General features: G+C 46.6%; 17 protein-coding genes. 4 read left to right on the top strand and 13 right to left on the bottom strand.

Annotation, left to right across the window (positions count from 1 at the left end; translation table 11 throughout):
- The 10 genes from ribB to AND4_RS16390 all read right to left on the bottom strand — a co-directional run.
- The coding region (ribB, locus tag AND4_RS16435) for a 3,4-dihydroxy-2-butanone-4-phosphate synthase (RefSeq protein ID WP_009844100.1) at nt 1-699 on the bottom strand (699 nt) is incomplete at its 3' end.
- Between the two features lie 149 nt (nt 700-848).
- The gene (locus AND4_RS16430; protein ID WP_009844099.1) at nt 849-1,502 is read right to left on the bottom strand and encodes a riboflavin synthase; all 654 of its coding nucleotides are present in this window, start codon (nt 1,500-1,502) and stop codon (nt 849-851) included.
- A gap of 11 nt (nt 1,503-1,513) precedes the next feature.
- Nucleotides 1,514-2,638, bottom strand: a complete 1,125-nt coding sequence (gene ribD, locus AND4_RS16425) for a bifunctional diaminohydroxyphosphoribosylaminopyrimidine deaminase/5-amino-6-(5-phosphoribosylamino)uracil reductase RibD (RefSeq protein WP_043991800.1) — start codon at nt 2,636-2,638, stop codon at nt 1,514-1,516.
- A 7-nt stretch (nt 2,639-2,645) separates the two neighbouring features.
- The gene (gene nrdR / locus AND4_RS16420; protein WP_009844097.1) at nt 2,646-3,095 is read right to left on the bottom strand and encodes a transcriptional regulator NrdR; all 450 of its coding nucleotides are present in this window, start codon (nt 3,093-3,095) and stop codon (nt 2,646-2,648) included.
- A 127-nt stretch (nt 3,096-3,222) separates the two neighbouring features.
- A complete protein-coding gene (locus AND4_RS16415; RefSeq protein WP_043991799.1) occupies nt 3,223-4,473 on the bottom strand; it encodes a glutamate-5-semialdehyde dehydrogenase in 1,251 nt (416 codons plus the stop codon).
- A gap of 17 nt (nt 4,474-4,490) precedes the next feature.
- A complete protein-coding gene (gene proB / locus AND4_RS16410; protein ID WP_009844095.1) occupies nt 4,491-5,630 on the bottom strand; it encodes a glutamate 5-kinase in 1,140 nt (379 codons plus the stop codon).
- Nucleotides 5,631-5,752: 122 nt separating this feature from the next.
- Nucleotides 5,753-6,142 carry a sigma factor-binding protein Crl gene (gene crl / locus AND4_RS16405; RefSeq protein WP_009844094.1) on the bottom strand — a complete coding sequence of 130 codons (390 nt, stop codon included), beginning with the start codon at nt 6,140-6,142 and terminating at the stop codon, nt 5,753-5,755.
- A gap of 124 nt (nt 6,143-6,266) precedes the next feature.
- A complete protein-coding gene (frsA, locus tag AND4_RS16400) occupies nt 6,267-7,514 on the bottom strand; it encodes an esterase FrsA (protein ID WP_009844093.1) in 1,248 nt (415 codons plus the stop codon).
- 89 nt (nt 7,515-7,603) lie between these two features.
- Nucleotides 7,604-8,068, bottom strand: a complete 465-nt coding sequence (tet(34), locus tag AND4_RS16395) for an oxytetracycline resistance phosphoribosyltransferase domain-containing protein Tet(34) (RefSeq protein WP_009844092.1) — start codon at nt 8,066-8,068, stop codon at nt 7,604-7,606.
- A 376-nt stretch (nt 8,069-8,444) separates the two neighbouring features.
- Nucleotides 8,445-9,734 (bottom strand): NCS2 family permease, encoded by a 1,290-nt coding sequence (locus AND4_RS16390; protein WP_009844091.1) that lies wholly within the window; start codon nt 9,732-9,734, stop codon nt 8,445-8,447.
- A gap of 1,032 nt (nt 9,735-10,766) precedes the next feature.
- Between AND4_RS16390 and AND4_RS16385 the strand changes: the two genes are divergently transcribed.
- Nucleotides 10,767-12,239 (top strand): aminoacyl-histidine dipeptidase, encoded by a 1,473-nt coding sequence (locus AND4_RS16385; protein ID WP_009844090.1) that lies wholly within the window; start codon nt 10,767-10,769, stop codon nt 12,237-12,239.
- An 83-nt stretch (nt 12,240-12,322) separates the two neighbouring features.
- On the opposite strand, the gene AND4_RS16380 is transcribed toward AND4_RS16385, so the two are convergent.
- Nucleotides 12,323-12,862 (bottom strand): DUF3332 domain-containing protein, encoded by a 540-nt coding sequence (locus AND4_RS16380; protein ID WP_009844089.1) that lies wholly within the window; start codon nt 12,860-12,862, stop codon nt 12,323-12,325.
- Between the two features lie 331 nt (nt 12,863-13,193).
- Here AND4_RS16380 and AND4_RS16375 point away from each other — a divergent pair, with 331 nt between their 5' ends.
- On the top strand, nt 13,194-14,264 hold the full coding sequence (locus AND4_RS16375; RefSeq protein WP_009844088.1) for a succinylglutamate desuccinylase/aspartoacylase family protein: 1,071 nt from the start codon (nt 13,194-13,196) through the stop codon (nt 14,262-14,264).
- Between the two features lie 166 nt (nt 14,265-14,430).
- Nucleotides 14,431-14,814, top strand: coding sequence for a hypothetical protein (locus tag AND4_RS16370; RefSeq protein ID WP_009844087.1), 384 nt, complete (start codon nt 14,431-14,433; stop codon nt 14,812-14,814).
- Nucleotides 14,815-14,998: 184 nt separating this feature from the next.
- Here AND4_RS16370 and AND4_RS16365 read toward each other — a convergent pair whose 3' ends face one another.
- Nucleotides 14,999-15,310, bottom strand: coding sequence for a DUF3622 domain-containing protein (locus AND4_RS16365; RefSeq protein WP_009844086.1), 312 nt, complete (start codon nt 15,308-15,310; stop codon nt 14,999-15,001).
- Nucleotides 15,311-15,842: 532 nt separating this feature from the next.
- Nucleotides 15,843-19,766, bottom strand: a complete 3,924-nt coding sequence (purL, locus tag AND4_RS16360) for a phosphoribosylformylglycinamidine synthase (RefSeq protein ID WP_009844085.1) — start codon at nt 19,764-19,766, stop codon at nt 15,843-15,845.
- A 322-nt stretch (nt 19,767-20,088) separates the two neighbouring features.
- Here purL and mltF point away from each other — a divergent pair, with 322 nt between their 5' ends.
- Complete coding sequence (gene mltF / locus AND4_RS16355) at nt 20,089-21,732, top strand: membrane-bound lytic murein transglycosylase MltF (protein ID WP_009844084.1); 1,644 nt, start codon at nt 20,089-20,091, stop codon at nt 21,730-21,732.
- The last annotated feature ends 11 nt before the right edge of the window (nt 21,733-21,743 follow it).

Here is a 21,743-nt window from a genome sequence, read left to right as displayed (position 1 = left end):
TTGGTTATCGATGGTATCTTTGTAAGTGACAAGCGTAAACTCACCAAACTCTGTTGGTAGCGCGCATTGTGCTACACGTTCAATGGTCGTCTCTGTGTTGTTGCGGTATTCGATGAGATCCGCAATGGTGCCAAGCTTTAAACCGTGCTTTTCAGCGAACACTTCTAAGTCTGGACGACGAGCCATAGTGCCATCATCGTTTAGTATTTCCACGATTACCGACGCGGGTTCAAGGTTAGCTAGGCGAGCCAAATCACAGCCCGCTTCAGTGTGTCCTGCGCGAGTGAGAACCCCACCATCTTGTGCCGCTAGTGGGAAGATATGTCCAGGTTGCACTAGGTCGGCGGCTTTCGCGTTTGGCGCAACGGCTGCCTGCACTGTACGGGCACGGTCAGCGGCAGATATACCGGTTGTCACCCCTTCAGCGGCTTCAATAGAAACGGTAAAGTTAGTGGTATATTGCGCGTTGTTGTCTTGCACCATAGGTGGAAGGCCAAGGCTCTCGCAACGCGTTTTTGTCATGGTTAGACAGATTAAACCACGACCATGCGTCGCCATAAAGTTGATTGCTTCCGGCGTAATGTGCTCGGCGGCCATGATCAAATCACCTTCATTCTCGCGGTCCTCGTCATCCATTAGAATGACCATTTTGCCTGCGCGAATATCATCAATAATCTCTTGAGGTGTGCTGATAGGCATATTCTGATTCCCATTATTCAAAAGTTTATTAGTACAGCAACAATGCGTTTCACGTTTCGTCTACTGGCTTGGGTCGGAAAAGTAGTCTGAGGCCAACCTTTATTAAGTCAATAAACCTGATAACGTTCTGTGATTGTCGTAGATTTCGCTTAAGCAAAACCGTTTTGCTGCAAAAAATCCATCGTAATACGTGATGTTTGCGACTGTTCTTTGTGGCCTTGTAGTAAGCGTTCCATATAGCGAGCCAATACGTCCACTTCTAAGTTCACTTTACGTCCAACTTGGAATTGATCTATGGTCGTCTCTTCACTGGTGTGAGGAACAATCGTCAATTTAAAACCATTTTTACGTAGGTCATTGACGGTTAGACTGATGCCATCCACCGTAATTGAGCCTTTTTCTGCCACGTACTTACCAATTTCTGCGGGCATCTCAACCCAAAACTCAATCGCACGACCGACTTGGTTACGCTCAACAATCACACCCACGCCATCGACGTGACCTGACACGATGTGCCCACCAAAACGTGTGGTTGGTAGCATGGCCTTCTCTAGGTTCACTTTGTCACCGACTTGGTAAGCGGCAAACCCTGTTTTGTTGAGTGTTTCCAGTGACAAATCGGCACTGTAGTAATGGTCACCGAAGTCGACAACCGTCAAGCACACACCATTAGTTGCGATGCTGTCGCCTAACTTAACGTCAGACATATCTAACTCGCCGACCTCTACTGTTACTGTGATATCTTCGCCTTTTGGCGTAATCGCAGTCAGCTTGCCAACTGCCTCTACAATTCCTGTAAACATAATGCTTCTTTCTAGCTTAGGTTGCGTTTGACGGTAGCGGTAATACGGATATCCACCCCCACCATTCGAACATCGGTAATGGTTAAATCGATCACTTGTGCCATCTCAGTTAAACCAAGTGCACCAATCAAACCTCGTCCATCACTGCCCATCAATTTAGGCGCGAGGTAAACAATTAATTCATCGACAAGGTTAGCTTTGATTAACGAACTCGCGAGCGTTGCGCCAGCCTCCACCCATAAGTGATTGATATGACATTCACTTGCCACCACTTTTAGCGTTGCTGCTAGGTCAATTTGGCCGTTTTCATCCAACTCGGGGCAAATATCGCCGCCTTGGCGGACAATAATACGCTCACCATCGGTGTTGAATAGCTTTAGATCATCACTAAGTTGAGACTGGCGATCAAAAATGACACGCGAAGGCTGACGAACATCCTGTTTTAAGTATTGCGTCTGTACACTTTTGGGTAAATCGTCCCATCGAACATTTAACGAGGCGTTGTCAGCTAGCACTGTTTTGCTGCTTGAGAGAATTCCACCACTCAATGCACGATAACGCTGCACATCTTGGCGAGCCTTTGGGGAGGTGATCCATTGGCTTTGACCATTACTGAGTGCGCTTTGTCCGTCTAAACTGGCCGCCATTTTCAACTGAATGTATGGCATACCCGTTTGCATGAATTTGATGAAACCTTTGTTGAGCTCAATCGCTTCGCTTTGTAACAAACCAACCTGAACATCAACCCCTGCATCACGTAGCATTTGAAAGCCACGTCCTGCGACTTTAGGATTTGGGTCTTCCGTCGCACAGACAACACGAGCAACCTTGGCTTTGATGAGTCCCTCTGCACAAGGCGGAGTGCGCCCATAATGAGAACAAGGCTCTAATGTTACGTAAGCTGTCGCACCTTGGGTTTTATCGCCCGCCATACGCATGGCGTGCACTTCAGCATGGGGCTCACCCGCTCGGTGGTGGTGACCTTCGCCAACAATCTCACCGTCACGGACAATAACGCAACCTACATTAGGATTAGGCGCAGTCGTGTAAATACCGCGCTTCGCCAATTTGAGCGCGCGCGACATCATTTCGAAATCTTGGGAAGTGAATGTTGAACAAGTGTTTTGCAAAGTCATCATGTAATTAGTCTTCTAATCGAGCAATCTCTTCGCCGAATTCACGGATGTCTTCGAAGCTGCGGTAAACCGATGCGAAACGAATGTAAGCGACTTTATCCAGATCTTTCAATTGATCCATGACGAGATTACCAATCATCTCGCTTGGTACCTCACGCTCACCCGTCGCTCGAAGCTGTGACTTAATCATACTAATCGCAAGCTCGATAGAGTCTGCACTCACTGGGCGTTTTTCTAAGGCGCGTTGAATACCACCGACCATTTTGTCTTCATCGAAGGGCTCTCGGTTACCATTTGACTTAATCACTCTCGGCATCACCAATTCTGCAGTTTCAAACGTAGTAAAACGCTCGCTACATGCCAGACACTGGCGGCGGCGACGAACCTGATGGCCGTCTGCAACTAAACGGGAATCAATTACTTTTGTATCGTTCTCAGAACAAAAAGGACAATGCATATCACCTCCAAATAACCTGCAATTGGGGCCTTCCCAAAAGCAAGACTAGTGTAGCGGAATTGCTATGTTAGAGAAAACAAAAAGGAGCGCTGCGGCCCCTTTTTCAATCATTATCAGACGTTTTCTACTAGCTGCGAGTTAGGTAGTTCGCTTTGCCAACCCACTTATAGCTGGTCAGCTCTTCTAAACCCATGGGGCCACGTGCATGCAGCTTTTGAGTAGATACCGCCACTTCTGCGCCCAGACCAAACTGAGCACCGTCAGTGAAGCGCGTCGCTGCATTTACGTAAACCGCCGCAGACCCCACTGAGTTAATGAAAAGCTCTGAGTTTTCCAGACTATTGGTCATGATTGCATCAGAGTGGCTCGCATTGTGAACACGCATGTGATCGATCGCTTCTTTCACATCGGCAACCACTTTTACCCCAAGCGTGTAGCTGAGCCATTCCGTATCAAAATCGCCTTCACCCGCATCACGAATCTGTTTGGCTTGTACCATCAGCGCTTTTGCTTTTGGTTCAGCAACCAAAGTGACTTTGTCATTGATGCGCTCAACCATCATTGCGAGAAATTGCGCTGCCACTTTTTCATGAACTAGCAAGGTATCGAGCGAGTTACATGCTGATGGTCGCTGGACTTTCGAATTCTCAACAACATCCAACGATTTTTCTAGATCCGCTGATTCATCAACAAAAATGTGGCTGATACCAAAACCACCGATGATCACTGGGATAGTGCTGTTCTCTTTGCACATTTTGTGCAGGCCAGCGCCACCACGGGGAATGATCATATCGACGTAATCATCCAGTTTGAGCAATTGAGAGACCAACTCACGGTCTGGCTTCTCAATATATTGTACAGAAGCTGCTGGCAAGTTTGCTTTCTCTAAAGCGGATTGGATAACCTTAACCAGTTCCATATTGGAAAAGAACGTCTCTTTACCGCCACGTAGGATACTTGCATTGCCCGTTTTTAGACACAGAGCCGCAATATCGATGGTGACGTTTGGACGCGCCTCGTAAATCACGCCAACCACACCAAGTGGTACGCGACGACGAGACAAAGACATGCCGTTTTCTAGCACCTTGCTGTCGATTTCACTGCCCACAGGGTCATTTAGGCTGATCACATTACGAACGTCATTGGCAATGTCGGTTAGACGCTGTTCGTTCAATAGAAGACGATCTAGCAGTGCGTCCGTCAAACCCGCCTCGCGGCCCAGTTCAATGTCTTTTGCGTTTGCAGCCAAAATCGTTGCTGCGTTGGCGTTTAGCTCGTCGGCAATGATCGCCAGCGCTTGGTTCTTTTGTGCGGTTGACGCTGTCGCCAATTCGAAAGCTGCATCTTTGGCAGCTTTACCCATATTCGTTAAATCCACTTTGCTTCCTTCAATTTCTATTCTTGAATGACGACAAGGTCATCACGATGAATCACCTCTGAGCCGTAGTCATGCCCCAAAATAGAGATAATATCTTTGCTGTGTTTACCAGCAATTTTCGCTAGATCTTCACTTGAGTAGGCGCTGATACCACGAGCCACCAGTTTCCCCTGCGCACTGGTCACACGGGCCACTTCACCACGAGCAAAGTCACCGCTAACTTTGATGACACCTTTTGCAAGTAGGCTGCTACCTTTGCCAAACACCGCATTCACGGCACCATCATCGATAATGATGTCGCCAGATGCAGCTGGGCCCGCTAAGATCCAGCGTTTTCGGTTTTCTAGTGCTTCTTCACACGGGAGAAAACGTGTGCCTTGTGGCTCCAAGCTCAGTGAATCAAAGATAACATTGGGTGCACTGCCCGCTGCGATGATCACCTCAATACCAGCGCGACGAGCAATGTCTGCCGCCTGAAGCTTGGTAGCCATGCCACCTGTGCCGAGTGTGGTACCGCTGCCACCCGCGATTTTACGCAAAGTATCATCAATGGTTTTTACTTCTTTGATCAATTCGGCATTTGGGTCTTTGCGAGGATCGGCAGTAAACAAGCCTTTTTGGTCAGTGAGAAGCAGTAATTTATCTGCCCCACATAAAATCCCCACCAGAGCTGACAAGTTATCATTGTCTCCGACTTTGATTTCATTCGTTGCGACTGCGTCATTTTCGTTCACAATCGGAATAATATCGTTTGCGACCAGCGCATTGATGGTGTCACGAGCATTGAGAAAACGCTCGCGATCATTCAAATCAGCACGCGTTAGCAACATCTGACCAATTTTGATGCCATAAATGCCAAACAAAGACTCCCATGTTTGAATCAAACGACTCTGCCCCACGGCAGCAAGCAACTGTTTGCTCGCCATCTCGTTGGGCAGTGCGGGGTATCCAAGATGCTCACGGCCTGCTGCAATTGCACCAGACGACACCATTACGACTGAATGGCCTTGTTTTTTTAGCTCTGCACATTGACGCACCAGCTCTACCATGTGAGCACGGTTTAACGCCAAAGTGCCACCTGTCAGCACACTTGTACCCAGTTTCACAACCACGGTCTGTGTGTGTGAAATAACTGCATTCTGTTGATTCGTTGTCATGATGTCTTCTGAAATGAAAAACAAATAAAGAGTGGATGTTTTAGCAATCAAATAAGGTTTTAACAAGCAGAAAAGGTACGAAAACGCACCTTTTTACCTTGTCAAAGAGGGAAACTGCTGGGTTAAGCGAAGTCAAACGATTCTGTGTGGTATTCCACTTCCAGTTTAAATTGCTCAGCCATTGTCTCAGTCAGCTTTTGATGAAAGTTGCTCTGGGTGCGGTATACCTCTTCCGTCACCTTGGCAGGCAATGGTTCTGAGGTCCAATCCCCATCTTTATTGTATTTACCTATATGGTATTTTGCGGTAAAGCCACCTTCTATGGACTCCAAGTCCATCCACCAGCCCCAAAATTCACGTTTTTCAGGTGATTTTTGGTCATCAACACAGACTGATAAACAGTCAAAATAGTAGCGTTTTTCTTGTGATAATGGCTCGCGCAGGTATGGTCCTATTGCCTTTAACTTTGACATTAAGCGAAAGTGAGTTGGCCCCTTTGTCGTCTCTGACATAAGAATCTCCGTTTCTATAATAAGGGATAAAATAATTAGCTATTCAAGAGTGATGATTATTTTTAATTATCATGAGCTTGATTTACGGGCTCATATATCAGTCTTAACTAAATTAGGAGATTTGTCACCTTAATAATTCCTCCTCCAACCACTTTATGGCTAAATCGAGGGATTGCTCATATCCTTTTGTAATTGTCTTGGAACGAATTTTCTTCGCTTGACCATAATGGCTAAAAAGTGCAACAAGTTGATTGTCACTATGAGGTGAAACTGGATCACCCTCTAGGCTCAGGGCAAGAATAGGCACTTTCGTTCTCCGGCTATTCAGAAAGCCTTGTACCTTCAAAGACCACGCCATCATTTGACCAGCCATGCTATTAATGTCGACAACATCCTTGCCCAGACGAGAGGCAAGTATGTCTAAATACATTTTCGGCATCTGCTTTAACTTCTCCGACGAAGTAAATAAGTCGTGCACCGGCGCCCCCAATGCAACACACGCTTTGATTTTCTCCTGCTCGATGAAAGAGAGGCGAACCATGGCATTACCACCAAAACGAAAACCAATCAGGCCGACCTTGTGATGATCAACCCAAGGCAATGAAAACAGCTCATGAAGCACGGCTTGGTGAAGACAACTTGAATTCTCCGTCAAAGGCCAATGCGCGCTGTGACCTACCGAGGGCATGTCAATGGTTAACATCGCAATGTCTCTTGGCGCAAGGTGATCGCGGAACAAACGCCACATATCCGTTTGTAAGCTATCCAAGCCCGCGCTCACCATCACGACTGGCAACTGCTTGTCCGTGCGCGGTAGGTGCAAATTGGCGATGATTTTGCGCTTTTGGTACGGAACCTCAATCTGCTTGATCACATATTGAGTTTTCTCAGCCCCCTGCGTATAAGCTTTGTTTGCTAATACTTGCGCTTGCATCGCTAGGTTATCGTTTTTTAAATGTGGATAACCCGCAATACTGAAACACAACGAAGCGGTGAATAGTTCATCTGCCGCCTCTTCCCCCTTCATCTCATCCGCACGACGCTGGTGCTCCATGCCCAACTTGATCCACTCAAACGTCCAATTGCCGCTGTGGTAGCCCAGCACAGTATCAAGCCAATGGTCTTGGGTCCGAGAATGCTTTGATGATGCAATTTTAGCGAGTACCGATTCCATTTCGATAGGAGACAAACCTTGCCACGCCCACTGAAGACGTCTCAGATGACGATACCAAGCATGCTCACTATGTGCCTCTCGCTCATCAAGAATCTTTTGGCTGGTGGGCATATATTGAGTGAGTGCAGAGGTTTCTCTCGCTTGTTTGTGTTTCACGAACAAGGTTTCGGAAAGGTTTTTACTGACGTCTTCAGACATAGGAAGAACTCTAGGCTAATTGCTGTTGGGTAATAATAATAAAAAAAATACCCCTATAAAGGGGTATCTCTCAATATTCTTGTGCAAACTTATTTTTGTTTGCGATTCACTGGCTCAGCATATTGGATTGACATATCCCATGGTTGCTCAATCCAAGTGTCTTGCGCGATATCAACAACGTAATCGTCAAGTAGCTCTTTACCCGATGGCTTCGCACATACCGCTATCAGTTTGGCTTTCGGGTACATCTCACGTAATTGACGCGCTGTATCGCCGCTATCTACTAGGTCTTCAATGATCAAGTAACCTTCGCCATCACCCTCAGGTGCTTTAAGCACGGTCATGTCACGTTGGTGATCGTGGTCGTAGCTTGAGATACAAATCGTATCTACGTAGCGAATACCTAGCTCACGAGCCAAAATAGCACCAGGAACTAAACCACCACGGCTTACCGCCCAAATACCTTTCCATTGCTCAGCTGGCATTTGTTTCTCAGCCAGTTCACGGCAGTAAGACTGCATCGCATCCCAAGTAATAATGAATTTTTTACTCATTGTAATAACCTAATAATTTAAAAATGTGCATTCCTCTGCTTAGTTGATGGCACCAAATTGAGCTCAACAAACTAAACGTTCCACACCAGAGGAAATGGGAGGTTCAAGCTACGCAATCGATTATTCTACCGAAAGCCACGGCGAATACCAACGCTGATATCAAATTTCTCTGTCTCTCACATAGAAAAATCGAGCTCGCTAAACAACACAAAACAGGCAAGTGGTTGAATTCACATAATCTCAATCACAGCCAGTAAATGTTCGGAGTCAGCATAGAAAAAACACCGCATGATTTACTTCAGTGGGTCTAACAAAAATTTGCAAATAAAAAGCCAGTGCAAACTTTGTCCACACTGGCTTTTTCAGTTGACACAACTTAGCCCAGAATGTACTTCGCGATGAAAATGGCAGACATCACCCATACACTCATCGAAACGTCACGACCTTTACCACTTAACAGCTTGATTGCGGCGTAGGCGATGAAGCCAAGCGTGATACCTTCTGCAATGGAAAAAGTCAGAGGCATAACCAAACACGTTACAACCACTGGTGCCGCCTCTGTTAGGTCACGCCAGTCGATACCGACAAGACCAGAAAGCATAAGAATAGCCACGTAAAATAACGCACCAGAGGTTGCGTAAGCTGGAATCATACCCGCTAGCGGCGAGAACAACAGTGCCAAAAGGAACAATACGCCAACCACCACAGCCGTGAGACCTGTGCGGCCACCAGCGGCGACACCCGCAACACTCTCGATGTACGACGTTGTGTTGGATGTACCCAGCAGAGCACCCACAGATGTTGCTGTTGAGTCAGCCAGTAGCGCTTTGTTTAGACGAGGAATGTTACCATTTTCATCAGTAAGACCTGCTTTTTGCGAAACACCAACTAGCGTGCCAGCAGTATCAAACAAGTCGACGAACAAGAAAGCAAATACGACCGAGATCATACCTACTTCAAACAAGCCAGAGAAGTCTAGCTGCATGAACGTTGGGGCGATGCTTGGTGGTGTTGACATAATGCCACCCCACTGAACATCACCAAAGACAAGACCCAGGATGGTTACAGCTAAGATAGCGATCATAACAGCACCTTTCACACCACGGTGAACCAGCGCAATTGTAATAAAGAAACCAACGGCTGCCAGCACTGATTGTAGTGAGGTGATATCGCCCATTGAAACCAGTGTTGCTGGGTTATCAACCACAATGCCTGCGTTTTTCAGAGCAATAAAAGCAAGAAACAGACCGATACCTGCTGAAATACCAGTACGCAGTGATAATGGAATCGAGTTAATGATCCACTCTCTAATCTTGAATATGCTCAAGGCAATGAACAGTAGGCCAGATACAAAGACAGCCGCCAACGCTACTTGCCATGTGTAACCCATACCCAACACGACAGAATAGGTGAAAAACGCATTTAAGCCCATGCCAGGAGCCTGAGCGATTGGGTAGTTTGCTACCAACCCCATGATAAAGCAGCCAATAGCGGCAGCAAGACACGTTGCAACGAACACAGCACCGCGATCCATACCCGTGTCGGCGAGGATAGCTGGGTTCACAAAGATAATGTAAGCCATGGTGAGGAAGGTCGTGATACCTGCAATGATCTCAGTGCGCACGTTAGTGCCATTTTCACTAAGTTTAAAGAGCCTTTCGAGCATGATCGAATCCTGTAAAAGGTAAAAAGTAAACGGTTGCGTAATCGATTAGCCTGGATTATAAAGTCATCAAATCACAAATTCCAGATAGAATGTTCGCCCTAATCGTTTTTTTTAGCTGGATAGGAGGCCCGTTCGCTAGCATTTAAAACAATAAAAAAATTTAATCTTTAATAAACAATAGCTAACAGTATTATATTTTGTGCACCATAAGGAATACAAACTGAACGATGTATTAAACTTTCAAACATAAACTCACTGTTTTGAACGTAAAATACCCGCAGATTTAGCGTGAAGATGAAACAAGTTGAAGATGTACTATTAGAATGTCAGCTTGGTGGTGAGAAAGTAGTCGAATTTGGATATTGCAGATAAAAAAACACCACTCAATTTGAGTGGCGGTGAATCATGTCAGTACTATGCACTGAAAAAAAATTCCAATTTATAGGGGTGAACAAACTTGTTCAATCACATGCCTTGGCTTCAATTAGTAACCAAAGCTTGTTGGATATACAAAATTACTGGTGTAAACAGATTTGCTGCTCCAGAACATTGCACTTGGTAAACCTTTCATAAATATCACCTTCTAAATCAATTAATACTGCTAACTTGGTTGATTTCTCGGTTCCTTGGAGGCGATAAACGGACTCATCCTTTGAGCATTTCATTCTTCTCTCAGAAGCTAGTTATAAATATACCACACCGGAACTTAATTACAAGGCATTAAGTGATCAAGATCACAAATCAATCATGAGTTCATTCTATTATGGGGGATATTTGAAAATAAACTACAGAACAGTAAATTAAGGAATAAACAAACTTTCAATACGCACCGTCTTCATCACACTCGTTTACAGAGTTGTGTTCATAATCTGTGACAGTTCTAAGCCAAATCCTTTTCCACACAACTACTAGAACGGCGTCTGTAATGGTATGCTGAAAATAATTCCAAGCCAAAACCGATTAGCATTTACAACTAAATGTACATTAGATTTACGGTTTAAATTTGGCAAAGCATATAAAAAGGAGTCTTTCGTGTCTGAATTCCATTCTGAAATCAGTACCTTATCACCTGCTCCACTTTGGCAGTTTTTCGATAAGATTTGTTCAATCCCCCACCCTTCTAAACATGAAGAGGCGTTAGCGCAGTACATTGTTACTTGGGCTAAAGAGCAAGGTTTTAACGTGCGCCGTGATCCAACTGGAAACGTGTTCATTAAAAAACCAGCAACGCCAGGTATGGAAAACAAAAAAGGCGTCGTTCTTCAAGCGCACATAGATATGGTACCGCAAAAGAACGAAGACACTGACCACGACTTCACTCAAGACCCTATCCAACCCTACATTGATGGCGAGTGGGTAACGGCCAAAGGAACAACACTAGGTGCAGACAACGGCATTGGTATGGCCTCTTGCCTTGCGGTTCTTGCTTCTACTGAAATCAAACACGGCCCTATCGAAGTACTGCTAACGATTGATGAGGAAGCAGGCATGACTGGCGCCTTTGGCCTCGAAGCAGGCTGGTTGGAAGGTGACATTCTTCTCAACACCGACTCAGAGCAAGAAGGCGAAGTGTACATGGGTTGTGCTGGTGGTATCGACGGCGCAATGACATTCGATATAACACGTGATGACATTCCAGCAGGCTTTGTGACTCGTCAACTCACGCTAAAGGGCCTAAAAGGAGGTCATTCTGGTTGTGACATTCATACGGGCCGAGGTAACGCAAACAAACTTGTCGGTCGTTTCTTAGCGGGTTACGCACAAGAATTGGATCTGCGCCTGATTGAATTCCGTGGTGGCAGTCTGCGTAACGCTATCCCTCGTGAAGCATTCGTTACCGTGGCCCTACCCGCTGAAAACCAGGACAAACTCGCAGAGCGATTCAATGGTTACACTGAGTTACTTAAAGCTGAACTGGGTAAAATTGAAACGGACATCGTGACTTTCAACCAAGCCGTTACAACAGATGCACAAGCATTTACGATTGCAGACCAACAAAGTTTCATCGCAGCGCTTAATGCTTGTCCGAACGGCGTAATGCGCATGAGCGATGAAATAGAAGGCGTGGTTGAAACATCACTTAACGTTGGTGTCATCACAACGGAAGAAAACAAAGTCACTGTTCTTTGCCTCATTCGCTCTCTGATCGATTCAGGTCGCAGCCAAGTCGTCGGCATGCTTCAATCAGTTGCTGAACTTGCAGGTTCTCAAATCGCGTTTTCAGGCGCTTACCCAGGTTGGAAACCAGATGCAGATTCAGAAATCATGGCAATATTCCGTGATATGTACGAAGGCATCTACGGTCACAAACCAAACATCATGGTGATCCACGCAGGGCTAGAATGTGGCCTATTTAAAGAACCTTATCCAAACATGGACATGGTTTCTTTCGGCCCAACCATCAAATTCCCTCACTCTCCAGATGAAAAAGTAAAAATTGATACTGTTCAACTTTACTGGGATCAAATGGTCGCACTTCTAGAAGCGATTCCAGAAAAAGCGTAATCCGAACCAAATCTTGAAAAACAAAAAAGGGTGCCGAGGCACCCTTTTTATTGTGAACTTTACTACGCTCACTCGTTTGTAAATTATGCACGAGTTTGCGCGTATGCCGCCAGCTCATCCATAGAAGTCTTAGCAACAACTTCACCATCGATGGAGTAAGTAACGAAATCTCCCTCACGAACCCCAATTAGCGTCGCTTTCTCACCGTTGTTGTAAGTGATGTCCATTTGAACTGTGTTCTCGTCGATCTGTTGCATTTGACCTTGCTCGATAACACGGTTGTTCGTCAGAGGACCAACTGGCGCTGTTTTTAGAGAGTTATCTAACTTATGGTTAACATCGATGTAAGTGTCGACCTTCTTATCAAAAACGTGTGACTTACCGTTGAGCGGGTTCTTACCTGTCCAAAACTCTAGAGAGTTAAACACGATGTAGTCAGCCGCAATAGCAACACCGTAAACTGGCGCCATCAGCATGTTTAGACCACCACGAGCGTAACGGTTGTCAACAGCTTTAATGTTAAAGCCCATCACGTAACCTGTCACTGCGTTGCTACCCACACAACCAGAAAGAGAAACTGCCGCGGCAGTCAGTACACCAATTTTTACGATTGCCTTTTTCATAAGAACCTCTAGTTAAACCGTATTCGTTCAAAAATTTGGCGTGGATATTAGCGGATAAAAACCTCAGGTAAAAGGCCGTTTTTCTCGAAAGAAATATAAGTATTAAATCTAACACAGCCTTATTCACCCGATGAATATTCAAACTTAAAGCATGCCATACCCTTACTAAATACGCTCAGCTATTCCCCCCTATCTGCTTACATTCTCCACACAACTGATGAAATATTTACCACTTCAACAAAAAATATTTTTCGTCATCTAAAGAAGAATGATTAGTATGATTTTGAACCAGTTGTTACATTGTTGATAACGTATTTGACAGAGATGGTTTATGGCCAGAAGTAAAAAAAGCAAAGTATTCGAGCTACTCGGGCACCAAGTACAGCCAGGACAACGACTAGAAACCGAATTTGAAGCAGCACAGCTTTACACGCACTCACCGCTTTCTATTCCAGTGGAAATAATCCATGGTAAACAAGCAGGTCCAGTGCTGATGGTGAATGCCGCAATCCATGGTGATGAGCTTAATGGCGTAGAAATCGTTCGTCAGATGATCAACCAATTGGATCCAGCCAAGCTGAAAGGCACTGTGGTTGCTGTACCTATCGTGAACGTATTCGGCTTTATCCACAAATCGCGCTATCTACCAGATCGACGCGACCTTAATCGATGCTTCCCAGGTAGCGAGAAAGGTGCGTTGGCATCACGCATGGCCTATGGATTCTTCAACAACATTGCGAAACGGTGTGACTATATTTTGGATCTCCATACGGGTGCAATTCACCGTACCAACCTGCCGCAAATCCGCGCTAACTTGAGCAATCCCGAAACGCTGCGTATTGCCAAAGCATTTGCGACACCCGTGATCGTAGACTCTGCTCTACGCGATGGTTCTCTGCGAAGTGAAGCGGAGAAGTGTGAGATTCCTGTGCTCACTTATGAAGCAGGCGAAGCATTACGTTTTGATCCGCTGTCGATTAGTGCTGGTGTATTAGGTGTTCAACGTGTCATGCAAGCGATCGGTATGTTACGCGCGAGCCGCAAGAAGCTGCCAGAGCCAATCATTGCCAAATCCACCAGTTGGGTTCGCGCATCGGGCAACGGCATCCTTCGCACCGTCGTGAACCTGGGGGATAAAGTAGAAGAAGGTGAGACTCTTGCTTATATCAGCTCGCCTCTTGGTCATGACGAACTTGAGCTGCTGGCACCAAAAGGCGGTATTGTTATTGGTCAACAAACATTACCGCTCGTTAACGAAGGGGATGCTATCTTCCACATCGCTTATTTCAAACAAGACGATGAAATGGTTGAGCAGGCAGTAGGAAGCTACATTGAGGGGCTAACTGAGTTCGATGTCGACCAAGTGACCACAGGTCAAATTCCACTGGAAACTCAGCAGTAATAGCCAACAAACGTATTGAAGCCCAGATATCTATCTGGGCTTTTTATTCCCTATATTCAAACCAAAAGGTTGAACCAGAAGTTCGCGTGACACATTCATACAACAAACCAATTGCAACCATTCTCATTCGCAATTAGGGTATCTTTCTTTTTGCTTATGAATCACAATGAATAATACTTACAGACTACTTATTATTGTGGGAATCACCTTCCCCAGCCTGACTTATGCTCAAGCATCAGGAGAAATTGCGGAGTACTTGCAAAAACAAAGCAATCAAGAGCAAACCGCCGATCACTACGCTCAAAAAGTCCATGATGACTTGGATCTTGATGCGAAACCAGATGCGATCACGTGGAAAATCGATGAAGCGCCCACTGAATCCCCATATGCAAAGGATGAAGTTACCGAAGCACGGGATTACGACTATGGTGAAGCCACCGATTTGTCAGACGGATTACACAACATTGATTTGCAGCCAATTCACACGCCTAAAAAACTTAGGAAAGATCATATCCCCAAGTTCAGCGAGAGACACTTGATACCGCAATAGTAAGTTGGTTTGCGTTCTAGGGCTTAGGTTGGTTTTATACATTAAGATTGCTTATATATTGTGACCGTTTGGCTACATTGAGGGCTTGGATATAAACACCAAAAACAAAAATGCCCCGAGATAAACTCGAGGCATTTTTTGATTCAACATTGATGATGCAAGTAGACCATCGAGTAAGCTGAGATTACTCTTCGTCAGATTCAGCTTCGCTTGCTTTACGAGCTTCTTCTTTGCGTGCTTTTGCCGCGAGCTGCTCTGCTTCGCGTTCTTCACGTTCTTGACGCTGTGTCGCTTTACGCTCGTTACGAACCACTTGGTTTTGAACAAAACTCACGAGCTCTTGCTCTGCCCAAGCTTGTGCTTTCTCTTCGCTGTCAAAACCGGTTTCACGTTTTGATACTACAGTTTTACGAGACGTTACTTGACGAGTGATCTCTGCGCTCCAACCGTTACGTTTTTCAGTTACGCGGATAGCAAATTTTGGATTTTTAGACATTTTTCATTTCCTAAGGGATTAATCAGGGATTCGGTCAACTTGATAACTCCATCTAAGCTGAGCTGTTCAACACCATCCCTTGGTAAGCGCGGTATTAGAGCACAAAAGTTGCCGAAACGCTGCAAGTTTTTTACGGGAGACGGGAGACGGGAGACGGGAGACGGGAGACGGGAGACGGGAGACGGGAGACGGGAGACGGGAGACGGGAGACGGGAGACGGGAGACGGGAGACGGGAGACGGGAGACGGGAGACGGGAGACGGGAGACGGGAGACGGGAGACGGGAGACGGGAGACGGGAGACGATTTCATTTTGTCTATTTAGGAACGAATACTGTCAACCCCTTTGAGTCCATATATTTACATCTAGTATTCCAGCACACATCTCTCGATTTCTAGAGCGAAGCGTTCCCGACTCTCCAAGCGTAGCGTCCTGTAGGAGCAAGTCCGTTTTCGATTCCCTAAAATAAAGAAAGCGCCAGTCTGTTAACTGGCGCTTATCTATTTCGTGAATGTTGACGAACTAGGCCGTACTTAACCTATGTTCTTACGTGCGTTTTGGAACATACGCATCCAAGCGCCGTTCTCGCCCCAACCTTCTGGAGACCATGAATTCGCAACGGTACGGAATACACGTTCTGGATGCGGCATCATGATAGTGACGCGACCATCTTGAGTCGTTAAGCCAGTGATTGCGTTTGGCGAACCGTTCGGGTTGTTCGGGTATTGCTGAGTTGGATTGCCTTGGTTGTCCACGTAACGAACCGCAACTGTACCTGATGCTTCAATCGCGGCAAGGTGGTCAGCATTACGCACTTCAACGCGACCTTCACCGTGAGATACTGCGATTGGCATGCGAGAGCCTGCCATACCATCGAAGAATACAGAGTCGGACTTCTGAACTTCCACTAAACTGAAACGTGCTTCGAAACGTTCAGATTCGTTGCGAACAAAGCGAGGCCATAAGTCTGCGCCCGGGATCAGCTCTTTCAGGTTCGATAGCATCTGACAGCCGTTACACACACCGAGAGAGAAGGTATCTTCACGTTGGAAGAAGCCTTCGAACTGATTGCGAGCTTGCTCGTTGAACAAGATAGACTTCGCCCAACCTTCACCCGCACCAAGAACATCACCGTAAGAGAAACCGCCACAAGCGACTAAGCCGTGATACTCTTCTAGAACCGCTTGACCAGTCAGAATGTCACTCATGTGAATATCGGTTGCTTCAAAACCTGCACGGTCAAAGGCTGCCGCCATTTCAACATGCGAGTTAACGCCTTGCTCACGCAGTATTGCCATCTTAGGCTTAGCGCCCTTATTAATCATAGAAGCGGCAATGTATGGCGCTGCGATGTCTTCGTTCACGTCGAAACTTAACTTAACGTTTAGACCCGGGTCAGAGTTGTCTTTCTTCGCTTCATGCTCTTGATCAGCACATGCTGGATTATCACGTAGACCTTGCATCTTGTGCGTTGTCTCAGCCCAGATAGTACGCAGTTCAGTACGGTTACGCTCAAGAACAACTTTCTCACCAGAAGTGATCACTAGCTCATCAGACGCAGCGCCCTCACCAATAACGGTGCCGATTACATGTGAACATGCAGCTAAGCCATTCGCCGCCAGAGTAGAAAGTACCGCGTCTAGGTCATGGTTGTGAACCTGAAGCACTGCACCCAATTCTTCGTTAAATAGTACAGCTAGAGCATCTTCACCAAGATCTGCGATGTCTGCTTTCACACCACAGTGACCCGCGAATGCCATCTCAGCAAGCGTAACAAACAGACCGCCATCACCTTTATCGTGGTAAGCCAAGACTTGGTCGTTTGCGACGAGAGTTTGAACACCTTCGTAGAAACCTTTTAGCTGCGCTGCGTTGTCTACGTCTGCTGGCTTGTCACCAAGCTGCTTGTAAACCTGTGCCAGTGCCGTTGCGCCTAGACGGTTTTTACCGTTACCCAGGTCGATAAGTACAAGACTAGTATCACCTTTGTCAGTGCGAAGTTGCGGAGTGATTGTCTTACGTACATCTTCAACACGCGCAAACGCAGTGATAACAAGAGACAATGGCGACGTGACTTCTTTCTGTTCGCCGTTCTCTTCCCACTTGGTCTTCATCGACATTGAGTCTTTGCCCACCGGGATAGTCAGACCCAGCGCAGGACATAGCTCTTCACCCACGGCTTTCACTGCTTCGTAAAGACCCGCGTCTTCACCCGGGTGACCTGCTGGAGACATCCAGTTTGCGGACAGTTTGATGTGCTTGATATCGCCGATGTTGGTCGCTGCAATGTTCGTGATTGCTTCACCCACCGCGAGACGAGCCGATGCTCCGAAGTCGAGCAGCGCAACAGGCGTACGCTCACCCATCGACATCGCTTCACCATGGTACGTATCATAACTTGCTGCGGTCACTGCGCAGTTGGCAACCGGCACCTGCCATGGGCCAACCATCTGGTCACGCGCAACTAGGCCTGTCACCGAGCGGTCACCGATAGTGATAAGGAAGGTTTTTTCTGCAACGGTTGGAAGACGCAGAACACGGTCTGCGGCTTGGTTTAGCTCGATGTTATCTGTATTAATTGCAGGGCTATTGGTTTTTAGCGTCTTCGCATCACGGTGCATCTTAGGGGTCTTACCTAAAAGAACATCCATTGGCATGTCGATTGGCGTATTCTCGAAGTGTGAATCCTCTAGTTTCAGCTCACGCTCTTCTGTGGCGATACCAACTACCGCATATGGCGCGCGCTCACGCTTACAGATCGCATCAAATACTTCCATGTTCTCTGGCGCAACCGCCATGACGTAACGCTCTTGAGATTCATTACACCAGATCTCAAGTGGGCTCATACCTGGCTCGTCATTGGGAACATCGCGCAGTTGGAAAATACCACCACGTTCACCATCGTCTACCAGCTCTGGCAGTGCATTAGAGATACCGCCAGCGCCCACATCGTGGATAAACGCAATTGGGTTCTGTTCGCCAAGCTGCCAACAACGGTCAATCACTTCCTGACAGCGACGCTCCATTTCTGGGTTTTCACGCTGTACTGAAGCGAAATCTAGGTCTTCTGCCGATTGACCAGATGCCATTGAAGAAGCCGCACCACCGCCAAGACCGATGTTCATCGCAGGACCACCCAAAACGATGAGGCTTGCCCCGACAGGGATCTCTTTCTTCTGAACGTGCTCGTCACGGATGTTACCCATACCACCAGCAATCATAATTGGCTTGTGGTAGCCACGCACTTCTTCACCAGCGTGAGAGTTAACTTTCTCTTCATAAGTACGGAAGTAACCCAGTAGGTTTGGGCGACCAAATTCATTGTTGAACGCCGCACCACCAAGTGGACCTTCGAGCATGATGTCTAGAGCGTTAACGATGCGCCCCGGCTTACCAAAATCGGTTTCCCATGGCTGTTCAAACCCAGGAATACGTAGGTTAGATGTTGTGAAACCAACCAAGCCAGCTTTTGGCTTACCACCAATGCCTGTCGCGCCTTCATCACGGATTTCACCGCCCGAACCTGTAGAAGCACCCGGCCAAGGAGAGATAGCCGTTGGGTGGTTGTGCGTTTCCACCTTCATTAAGATGTGCGCTTTCTCTTGGCTGTAACCGTACTGACGAGTTTCTGGATTTGGGAAGAAACGACCAACCTCTGAACCCACCATGACTGCGGCGTTGTCTTTGTAAGCAGACAGCACGTTTTCCGGTGTGGTTTCAAATGTATTTTTGATCATCTTGAACAGAGACTTCTCTTGCTTCACGCCGTCGATAGTCCAGTCTGCATTGAAGATCTTGTGACGACAGTGCTCTGAGTTCGCCTGTGCAAACATCATCAGCTCGATATCAGTCGGATTGCGTTCAAGTTTGTTTACGAACGCATCGTAAAGGTATTCGATCTCATCATCGGCAAGAGCAAGACCCAAGGTAACGTTTGCGTTTTCAAGCGCAGCACGACCACCATTTAATAGGTCAACGTCTGCGACAGGAGCAGGCTCTGCTGCTTGGAATAACGCGCTCGCTGCAGCGAAGTCAGTAAACGTCACTTCCATCATACGATCATGGATAAGTGCTTTTACATCTGCAATTTGAACATCGTTTAATGGCGTTGAAGTTTCTACGTAGTATGCTGTGCCGCGTTCAAGACGTTTCACCTTGTCTAGGCCGCAGTTGATCGCGATATCAGTAGATTTAGAAGACCAAGGCGAAATCGTACCCGGGCGAGGCGTAACAAGTAGTAGCAGACCTTCTGGCTCATGCTCTTCGATCGTCGGACCGTAAGTCAGCAATTTTTCCAGTTTTTCCAACTCTTGAGCATCAAGGTCAGACTTTAGATCCGCAAAGTGCATGAACTCTGCGTAAATACCCGTGACAGGCAGATCTTGTTCACGACAAAGTTCCAGTAGTTTATTTACACGAAACTCAGAAAGAGCTGGGGAGCCACGCAAAATTCTCATGTGCTTAGGTCTCTTATTGCAAGTGATTAAGGTGATATTGGAATAAATTCAGTGGGTTATACTGTTTTCTTCGAAGCTATTCCCGAAGGTTTTTCAAACCTATGCCGATGCCACCTCTTCGTTGCGAGCGCATTATATAGCAATTGTTTTTGTGATGTAACATCAAAAGCAACCGTTTGCGTCATTTTTTTATCAAATTTGATTTGAGACCAAAATGTCGATAAATCACACAATGTCGCACTCTATCTGTCTGATTCACTATGCCCCACCTGTTTGCTTTGATATAAAGGCAGCTAGAAAATTATCGAGACGTACCGAATTTATGCAAATAAGTCAGTTCAACCGACTCAAGCGCAGCGCCCTGCTTTTCGCCTCTGTGCTTATCCTTTCTGCCTGTCAGATTGAATCGGAACCCAAAAGTGAATTCGAGAAAATCCAAGAGCGTGGCGTTCTACGTGTTGGTACGCTGAACAACCAACTCTCCTACTACATTGGCCCCGATGGCCCTGCTGGCTTAGATTACGAACTGGCGCGTAATTTTGCAGAGCAACTCGGTGTGAAGTTAGAAATTAAACCTGCCTTTCGTCAAGCGGAGCTGTTCCCTGCCCTCAAAAAAGGCGATATCGACATCATAGCAACAGGTTTGAATCAAACCTCTCAGGCGGTGCAGCGCTTTCGCCCTGGGCCCGCTTACTACTATGTAAGCCAACAAGTGGTGTATAAGAAAGGCCAGATCCGCCCTCGCGATGTGGACCAACTGATTAAGTATCAAGAGTCGAAAGATAACAACGTTGGGAGTGCTGACAGTAATGCAGGCGCAAATACGCTAAAAATTGTTGAGCAATCACAATTTGTGCCGACGTTAACCGCACTGCAAAAACAACACCCTGATCTGCAATTCGAAATTATTGGTGACGCCGATACGCGTGACCTGTTGAAGCACGTATCAACCGGTGAGCTGCGCTTTACCGTCACTGATTCAGTGGAGTTGTCTCTGGCTCAGCGCCTATACCCAGATCTCGCTCTGGCTTTTGAGCTCACCGAAGACCAACCGGTTTCTTGGTTTACTCGTCGCTCTGAAGATGAAAGCTTGTATGCGATGCTGATCGAGTTCTTCGGCAATATTAAGCAGTCTGGTGAGTTAGCAACATTAGAAGAGAAATACATCGGCCACATTGAAGCTTTCGATTACGTGGACACTCGTGCCTTTATTCGTGCATTGAATAACACCTTGCCGAAATGGTCAGTACTGTTTCAAAAATACAGTGAAGAGTTCGACTGGCGCTTGATTGCCGCATTGGCTTATCAGGAGTCTCACTGGAAACCAAAAGCCAAGTCACCGACCGGTGTGCGCGGCATGATGATGTTGACGTTACCAACGGCGAAAAGTGTCGGCGTCACTGACCGCCTTGACCCAGAACAATCGGTTCGTGGTGGTGTGGAATACCTGCGCCGTATCGTGGCTCGTATCCCAGACTCGATCAATAAGCACGAGAAGATTTGGTTTGCATTAGCATCTTACAACATTGGTTATGGCCATATGATGGATGCCAGACGTCTGACTAAAGCGCAAGGTGGTGATCCAAATGCGTGGTCAGATGTGAAAGAACGTCTGCCATTGCTGCGTCAGAAACGTTACTACAGCCAAACTCGTTACGGTTATGCGCGTGGTGATGAAGCACGTAGTTACGTCGAGAACATTCGCCGTTACTACCAATCGATCATTGGTCATGTGAGTCAAAAGCCTACAATTGATGAAGATACCGATGAGCTACAAGTGATCCCACCTCTCGCGCCCACACCGCTGGTTTCTGGTGCATTAGAAACCTTGGCTGAACCGGTTTCAGGCGCCGTTGAAGTGGCGCCCCCTTCTGAAGAAAACGAGTCTCAAGAAGCAAGTGCGCAGCAAGAAGCAGAACAGTCCACCATGCCAAAGCAAGTAACCATTAAAATAGCGAGCACCTAGCTCGCTATTTT

It is taken from the genome of Vibrio sp. AND4, from assembly GCF_000171815.1.
Lineage (GTDB): Bacteria > Pseudomonadota > Gammaproteobacteria > Enterobacterales > Vibrionaceae > Vibrio.
Note: the sequence above shows the minus strand (reverse complement) of the source record. Positions and strands in the feature narration are given on the sequence as shown.